Origin of the sequence: Protofrankia sp. Cas3 (assembly GCF_963555955.1) — a bacterium.
Lineage (GTDB): Bacteria > Actinomycetota > Actinomycetes > Frankiales > Frankiaceae > Protofrankia.
Map to the genome: position 1 here is coordinate 24143 of NZ_CAUVXP010000055.1, position 7184 is coordinate 31326.

The following is a 7184-nucleotide window of genomic DNA, read 5'->3' on the forward strand; positions in this document are numbered from 1 at the left end:
GTGCCGGCCCCCGGGGGCGCGACGGTGTCGCTGCCGCGACGCCGGAGGCCAGTTCGCCGGATCATGAGGAGGACTTGATGGTGCGTGACCCGGGCTTCCCGGTCTTCGACGCGGACAACCACCTGTATGAGCCGCCCGTCGCGCTGCTGGAGCACCTGCCGGCCGCCTACGACGGCGCGGTGGAGTTTGTGCAGGTCCGCGGGCGGACCCGGATCGCGCTGAACGGCCGGATCACCGACTACATGCCGAACCCGACGTTCGAGCGGGTCGCGGCGCCCGGCGTCCACGCCGACTTCTACCGCGGCACCAATGCGGCGGGGCTCACCCGCCGCGAGATGACCGGGCGAGCCATCGACTGCCCGCCAGCGTTCCGCGAGCCCGCTCCCCGGCTCGCCCTCCTCGACGAGCAGGGGATAGCGCAGGCGCTGGTCTACCCGACGCTCGCCAACCTGGTCGAGATGTCGGCTTCCGACGACCCCGATCTCGTCCATGCCATCGTCCACTCGCTCAACCAGTGGCTGCACGAGGTGTGGACCTTCGACTACCGGGACCGGCTGTTCGCGGTGCCGGTCATCACCCTGGCGATCGTGGAGAACGCGATCGCCGAGCTGGACTGGGTGCTGGCGCGGGGGGCCCGCGCCATCCTCATCCGACCGGCCCCGGTGAAGGGCCTACGCGGCTCCCGTTCCTTCGCCTTGGCGGAGTTCGACCCGTTCTGGGCGCGTGTCCAGGAGGCCGGCGTCGGCGTGGCCGTGCACGCCACCTACTCCATCTTCAACGACTACCTCGAGCTGTGGGAACCGCAGCGCAGCGCGAACGCCTTCGTGAGCAGCCCGTTCAAGGAGTGGGCCATCGCCCACCGCGACGTCGAGGACACCTTCGCCGCGTTGATCTGCCACGGCACGCTGTCCCGGTTCCCGAACCTACGGGTGGCGAGCGTCGAGAACGGCGCGGAGTGGGTCCCGCACCTGCTCGCCGGGCTTTCCAAGATCTACCGGCAGATGCCGCAGGAGTTCGCCGAGCACCCGGTCGACGTCTTCCACCGCAACGTGTGGGTCAACCCGTTCTGGGAGAACGACGTCAAGGAGACGATCGACGTCGTCGGCGCCGACCGGGTCATCTTCGGCTCCGACTACCCGCACCCCGAAGGCATGGCCGAGCCGCTGGCCTACCTCGACGAGCTGGCCGGGTTCGACCCCGCACTCCAGCAGCGGGTGATGCGGGACAACGCGCTGGCATTCCTCGGCGCACCGACCACAGCCTGAGCGAGGTCCGATCGGCGACCGTACGGCAGCCGGCGATCGGCGCCGCCTTTTCCCGGCCACAGTAGTTCGAGGAGGGTCACGATGGTGGACAGCCGGCAGGGCGAAATCCGGATGCTGATCGACGGTGCACTGGTGGAGGCGACGTCGGGGCGGCGGTTCGACAACGTCAATCCCGCGACCGAGAAGGTTCTCGGTCAGGTCGCCGACGCGGACGCCGAGGACATGCGACGCGCGATCGCCGCGGCCCGGCGCGCGTTCGACACGACCGACTGGGCGACGAACCACCCACTGCGCAAGCGGTGCCTCGCCGAGCTGCAGGCGGCGTTGGAGGGCGAACGGGAAGAGCTGCGGGCGGAACTGGTCGCCGAAGCCGGCACCCCCGTCCAGCTGACGGCCCACGCGCAGCTCGACGCGCCGTTGGCCGACGCGCTGAACTGGCCGGCCGCGATGATCGACGAGTTCGGCTGGGAGCGGGAGCTGCCGGTCGGGGAACTGATGGGGATCCGGAGCCGGCGCGCAGCCTGGAAGGAGCCGGTCGGCGTCGTCGGGGCCATCGTGCCCTGGAACTACCCGGTCGAAGTCACCCTCAACAAGATCGGGCAAATACTGGCGACCGGGAACACCGTCGTGCTCAAGCCAGCGCCCGACACCCCCTGGAACGCGACCCGCCTCGGGCGTCTCGTCGCCGAACACACCAGCATCCCGGCCGGCGTCGTCAACGTCGTCACGTCCTCCGACCACCTCGTCGGGGAAGAGCTGACGCTCGACCCGCGGGTCGACATGATCTCGTTCACCGGGTCGACGGCGACCGGGCAGCGGATCATGCAGCGCGGCGCCGCCACGCTCAAACGAGTCTTCCTGGAGCTCGGTGGGAAGTCGGCGATGGTAGTGCTCGACGACACCGACCTGGCGTCGGTGCTGCCGTTCGCCGCCTTCGGCGTGTGCCTGCACGCGGGGCAGGGCTGCGCGCTGCTGACCCGGGCGCTGCTGCCGCGGGCGCGCTACGACGAGGGAGTGGAGATCCTCCGGCAGTCGATGGCCGCGATCCCGTACGGGGACCCCACCGACCCGACGGTCGTGCAGGGGCCGCAGATCAGCGCTCGGCAGCGCGACCGGATCCTCGGCTACATCGACAAAGGCAAGCAGGAAGGGGCCACCATCGCGCTCGGCGGGGGCCGGCCGGCGCACCTCCCGCACGGCTTCTTCGTCGAGCCGACACTGTTCACCGACGTCGACAACACGATGACGATCGCCCAGGACGAAATCTTCGGCCCCGTACTGTGCGTCCTCGCCCACGACGGGGACGACGACGCGGTCCGGATCGCCAACGACAGCCGCTACGGGCTGTCCGGTGGGGTCTATTCCGCCTCGGAGGAGCGGGCCACCGCCGTAGCCCGGCGCATCCGCACCGGGTCGATCGGAATCAACGGCGGCCTGTGGTACGGCGCCGACTCCCCCTACGGCGGATACAAGAACAGCGGAATCGGCCGGCAAAACGGCCTGGAGGGCTTCGAACAGTACCTGGAAACGAAGGCCGTGGGCTGGCCGACGGCCTGAAATCTCTCGTCGTAGTCCACGACCACGGCAGGGCGGGCGGCCCTCACTCGTCTGCGAGCCGCCCCCTCACCATGGACGGCGCGACCCATCGCGACAACCCCAAGGCTCCCCCAAGGCTGCGGTCAGACCGGCGGCGACGCTCACCGTCGGTAGAAGCAGGAGCCTCCGCAAAAAGTCAAGGTCGAGGCCCATCCGGATGCCGAAGTGGTCGTCTTCGAGCAGATACTGGCTAGCGGCTCCCATCCCACCATTGCGCGGACACTAAACGTCTGAGGAGTGAATTACCGGACCACAGCACGGCTGGGACGGGACATGCACGATCGCACCGGGAGCCCACAGGCCGCCGGCGTCGGTTTCCTGCCTATCCAGTTGGCTGTTCCCTCACCACCTTTCAGACGCGTACAGACGCTATGCGGCCGGTGTGACCGTAACGGTATAGCCGAGCTTTTCCAGCTCGGTGACCAGCGTGTTTTTACGGCGTTCAGGACTGCGGCGCCGGCGGGCGTGCCAGTCCCCACCGAGGTCGTGATAGACGGTGTCGTTGATGATGATGTGCCAGTAGGCGATGAGAATGTCATGACGGGTCGCGCCGACCGCCTTGATCACCCCGCAGCGGCCGCGGACCTGGGCGTGATGGGACGCCAGATAGGTGTCCTTACTCCGGGCGGCGGCGTGCGCCGCCTCCGTCAGCGCGGTCCGTAACCATTTGTTCCCGTGCCGGGTGCGACCGGACTTACTCTTCCCACCAGATGTGTGATTCCACGGACAAATCCCCGCCCACGAGGCGAGATGGCCGGCGGTCGGGAACCGGCTCATATCCACGCCAACCTCGGCGACGAGCACGGTGGCGGTGACCGCACCCACCCCGGTAATCGTCATGATCCGGTCAAGGGTCTCCTGAAAAGGGGCGAGCATCACCTCGAGCCGATGATCGAGCGCCTCGATCTGCTCGTCACACAGATCGATCCGCTCCAGCAGCTGCGCGGCGAGGAACCCATGATGACCGGAACGGAACCGGCCCGCGAGCGCATCGACCAGCTGGGGAATCTTCCCGCGCAGCCGGCCCCGGGCCAGGTCGGCGAGATACTCCGGCGAGGTCTCCCCACCGATCATCTCGTCCAGGATCGCCCGGCCCGACACGCCCAACAGCTGGGAGGCGACACTCGTCAGCGTCACCCCGGCGTCCTGCATCAGTTTTTCCAGCCGCTGGACCTCACGGGTCTTCTCCTCGACCACGGTCCGCCGGGCCCGGGTGAGGTCACGCAGGTCCCGAAACGGTTTCGGTGGCACGAACGACGCGCGCACCAGGCCGTGCGCGACCAGATCAGCGATCCACGCCGCGTCCGCCACATCGGTTTTCCGACCTGGTACGTTACGAACGTGCGCGGCGTTCAGCAGCCAGCACTCGAACCGGTCTTCCAACATGTAGAAGACAGGCTTCCAATAAACACCCGTCGATTCCATCCCGACAATCGTCACTTTGTTCTGGGCGAGCCAGTCAGCGAGCAGACCCAGCGACCCGCCGGTCGTGGCGAACGTCCGCACCTCGGTCGTCGCCCGGCCCGACCCGGTCTGGACACGTACCGCCGCGGCGACGGTGTCCCGGTGGACGTCGAGACCCGCGCAGCGTGGGAACAGGACTTCCACAGATCCTCCCCTCGAATCATCACCAGCACTACCGGTGCCGTCCGGGGAGGCCTGTACACCGGAAACTGAGGAACGCGCTCGTAGCAGCAGGAAAGAGTGCCCCAGGTCCTCCGCCGCCATACTCTTGGACGGGCTCTGGGCACCAGAGATCGCCGACGTCGATCCGGACAGCACCATCATTGTCCCAGAGCACAACCGGTCGGATCAACCACCCGCCACGACACCTGTCATCATGCAAACGTGACCGGTATCAATTCTCATTCGAAAGGGTGGCGGCCCGCCGCCCCGACTGCTCTTGGAGATAAAACGCCGCAGGCGGGTGTGATCGGGAGGGTCGCGGTGTATCAACGCCGAGAGAAAGCCGCAACCGCGCCAAGCAGCGAGATTACATGTGTACTATTCAGTGATGGCGAACCTGGGGCTGGTGCTGGTGCACGGCAGATCGCACGCCGGTGACTGCTGGGATCCCACAGTTGCTGAACTCGCCCGCCAATCACCCGAGCTGCAGGTCCTGGCCGTGGACCTCCCCGGTCGCCGGTCAGCGCCCGGTGATCTCGCGACGTTAACGATCAAGGCGTGCGTCGATGGTGTCGTGGCGCAGATTGAAGCCGCCGGGATGGACCGGGTCGTCATCGTCGGGCTCGGTGCTGACCGTGTCGCCCGGATGGTGCTCGTCAGCTGCTGCATCCCACCCGAAGGCAAGACTGTGATCGACACGCTTGCCGGCCCGCTCCGCTACATCGCGCGGCGCCGGGCCCGTACCGGCGGGATCTCCAAACCCATGTCCACGCGCACCGCGAACTACTTCTTCTGCAACGGCATGAGCCCCGACCAGCGCGACGTCACACTCTCACACCTCTACCCGGACGTCGACGGTGCTCGATGAACCGGTGTCCCGTGCGAACCTGCCGCGCGACGTCCCTTGCACCTGGATTCTGACGCTTCGCGACCGTTCCCTGCCTCCACGCAAGCAGCGCCGGTTCATCGACGACCTTGGCGGAGTGGGCGAAGTCGTCGAGTTGGACACCGCGCACGACGCGATGATCAGCGCGCCACGCGAGCTCGCGGCGCTGCTGGCCGAACGCGCCGAACCAGACTTCTCACCCGCGCTGTAGGAGCGGCTGAGGCCGCCGTCAGCATGCGCAATCAAGTGCTGAGCAGGCGCCCAGCCGTCTTCGTCGTCCCGTGCGGCACCTCCTGCTGCGGAGTGCACCGGCATATGACGGATCTGAATGCCGCCGGCGTTGCAGACCGCGGACTCACGCTGCACGACCCACCCGTCGCGCAGCGACAATACGAAGGGGGTCGGGCTTTCCGTCGAAGGCCCTCCGCCGCTATGCCAACCCGCCGGAGTGGCACTTGGTCGGACAGTCCCGCCGGGCGCTGGTCGGCTCAGCGGTTGGGGTCTTGGGTGGCGACCCAGGTAGCGATCTGGGTGCGGGAGGTGAAGCCGAGTTTTCTGCGGATGTGTTCGACGTGGGCTCCGGCTGTGCGGGGTGCGACGACGAGTTTGGCGGCGATCTGCCTGTTGGTCAGGCCGGCGGCGACCAGATCGGCGATCTGATGTTCCCGGCTGGTCAGGGGCCCGGTGGGTCGCCCCGGACCCGACCGGACCGGGTCGGTGGCGTCGCCGGCGCCGGAAGGGCCGCCCAGCGCATAGGCGACTGCCTCGTCCTGGCTCAGCATCCTGCCCCGGTCGAAGAGCGTGTCGAACCACACGTCGCCGAGGGTACGACGGAGGTCGGCGATGCATTGGTCCTGCCGGGCGGCGAACGGGACAGTCGAGGCGGGGGATGCGCTGAAGCCCCGGATGATCTCGCGGTTGACGCCAAGTAGCGTAGCCGCGCGTTCACTGTCCCCGCTCGCGGTCGTGGTCCAGGCCAGCGCCGGGATGAACAACCAGAAAAGGCTGTAGCGGTCCTGCAACCGGGCAGCGAGGGTGACGGCTTCCCGCTCCAGTGCGACCGCCCGGGTCAGGTCGCCCTGTCGCCACATTTCCAACCCGAGTATCCACAGGATGGTCGACTGCAACGATTCCTCGCCGTGGCTCGTGCACAGTGCGAGGACCTCTTCGCACAGATCGACGGCCCTCGGGTCGGCGAGGAAGGACCGCAGGAGGGCGAGCATCGCGAGGCAGTCACCCAGGTCGGCGAGCGGTCCGGCGACCCGGTAGGACGCCACCGCCTGCCCGGCCAGATCGGTCGCCGTGGCCAGGTCGCCGTGGTGGAAAGCGGCTGCCGCCAGGCTGTGGGCGGCGTGGGCGGCGTGGGCGGCGTGGGCGGCGTGGGCGGCGTGGGCGGTGGCGGCCGGATCGTCGAGGTCGTCGGCGAGGCGGCGGCACTCCTCGGCCAGCCGTGCCGCCGCGTCCACCTCACGTACCGAAGCAGCTTTCGTGCCGTTCAACGAGGGTCCTTTCCCACTGAACCAGGATCATCCTGCCCTGGCCCATCCAAATCCACCCGCCCTTACACGAACCATCTGACACACCCCTACCGGGAGTTGAAGACCGGGCTGGGACTGGGCCACTTCGAGGGCCGCACCCGCATCGGCTGGAACCGGCACGCCACCCTGCTCTGCCTGGCCCAGGCGTTCTGCACTTTGTTACGACTCGACCCACAAGCCCCTGCGCCGGCCTGACGGTCTACGCCGTGCACCGCGAGCTCCACCTGCTGCTCGCCGCCATGACCGGCGCGTGCCCGACCTGTCACCAGCCCG

7 protein-coding genes are annotated in these 7184 nt (G+C 68.1%); 4 read left to right on the forward strand and 3 right to left on the reverse strand.

The genetic code is table 11. From position 1 onward, the window contains the following. Positions 1-77: 77 nt before the first annotated feature. Together U9983_RS12595 and U9983_RS12600 are read left to right on the forward strand one after the other, a co-directional pair. On the forward strand, positions 78-1265 hold the full coding sequence (locus tag U9983_RS12595; protein ID WP_416211383.1) for an amidohydrolase family protein: 1188 nt from the start codon (positions 78-80) through the stop codon (positions 1263-1265). An 81-nt stretch (positions 1266-1346) separates the two neighbouring features. Then, positions 1347-2822 carry an aldehyde dehydrogenase family protein gene (locus tag U9983_RS12600; RefSeq protein ID WP_322754200.1) on the forward strand — a complete coding sequence of 492 codons (1476 nt, stop codon included), beginning with the start codon at positions 1347-1349 and terminating at the stop codon, positions 2820-2822. 408 nt (positions 2823-3230) lie between these two features. On the opposite strand, the gene U9983_RS12605 is transcribed toward U9983_RS12600, so the two are convergent. Further along, positions 3231-4469 carry an IS110 family transposase gene (locus tag U9983_RS12605; protein WP_322754201.1) on the reverse strand — a complete coding sequence of 413 codons (1239 nt, stop codon included), beginning with the start codon at positions 4467-4469 and terminating at the stop codon, positions 3231-3233. A 391-nt stretch (positions 4470-4860) separates the two neighbouring features. Here U9983_RS12605 and U9983_RS12610 point away from each other — a divergent pair, with 391 nt between their 5' ends. Both U9983_RS12610 and U9983_RS12615 read left to right on the forward strand, forming a co-directional pair. Further along, on the forward strand, positions 4861-5355 hold the full coding sequence (locus tag U9983_RS12610) for an alpha/beta fold hydrolase (RefSeq protein WP_322754202.1): 495 nt from the start codon (positions 4861-4863) through the stop codon (positions 5353-5355). Then, positions 5345-5584, forward strand: a complete 240-nt coding sequence (locus U9983_RS12615) for a hypothetical protein (protein ID WP_322754203.1) — start codon at positions 5345-5347, stop codon at positions 5582-5584. The genes U9983_RS12610 and U9983_RS12615 overlap by 11 nt, the downstream gene beginning before the upstream one ends. A 277-nt stretch (positions 5585-5861) precedes the next feature. Here U9983_RS12615 and U9983_RS12620 read toward each other — a convergent pair whose 3' ends face one another. Further along, positions 5862-6872 (reverse strand): helix-turn-helix transcriptional regulator, encoded by a 1011-nt coding sequence (locus U9983_RS12620; RefSeq protein WP_322754204.1) that lies wholly within the window; start codon positions 6870-6872, stop codon positions 5862-5864. 86 nt (positions 6873-6958) lie between these two features. Then, positions 6959-7184, reverse strand: a 226-nt coding sequence (locus tag U9983_RS12625; protein WP_322754205.1) for a hypothetical protein, incomplete at its 5' end; no start/stop codon positions are given.

Excerpts from the sequence above, each read along its gene's own strand:
- U9983_RS12595 (WP_416211383.1), top strand. The coding sequence starts at position 78 with ATGGTGCGTGACCCGGGCTTCCCGGTCTTCGACGCGGACAACCACCTG.
- U9983_RS12600 (WP_322754200.1), top strand. The coding sequence starts at position 1,347 with ATGGTGGACAGCCGGCAGGGCGAAATCCGGATGCTGATCGACGGTGCA.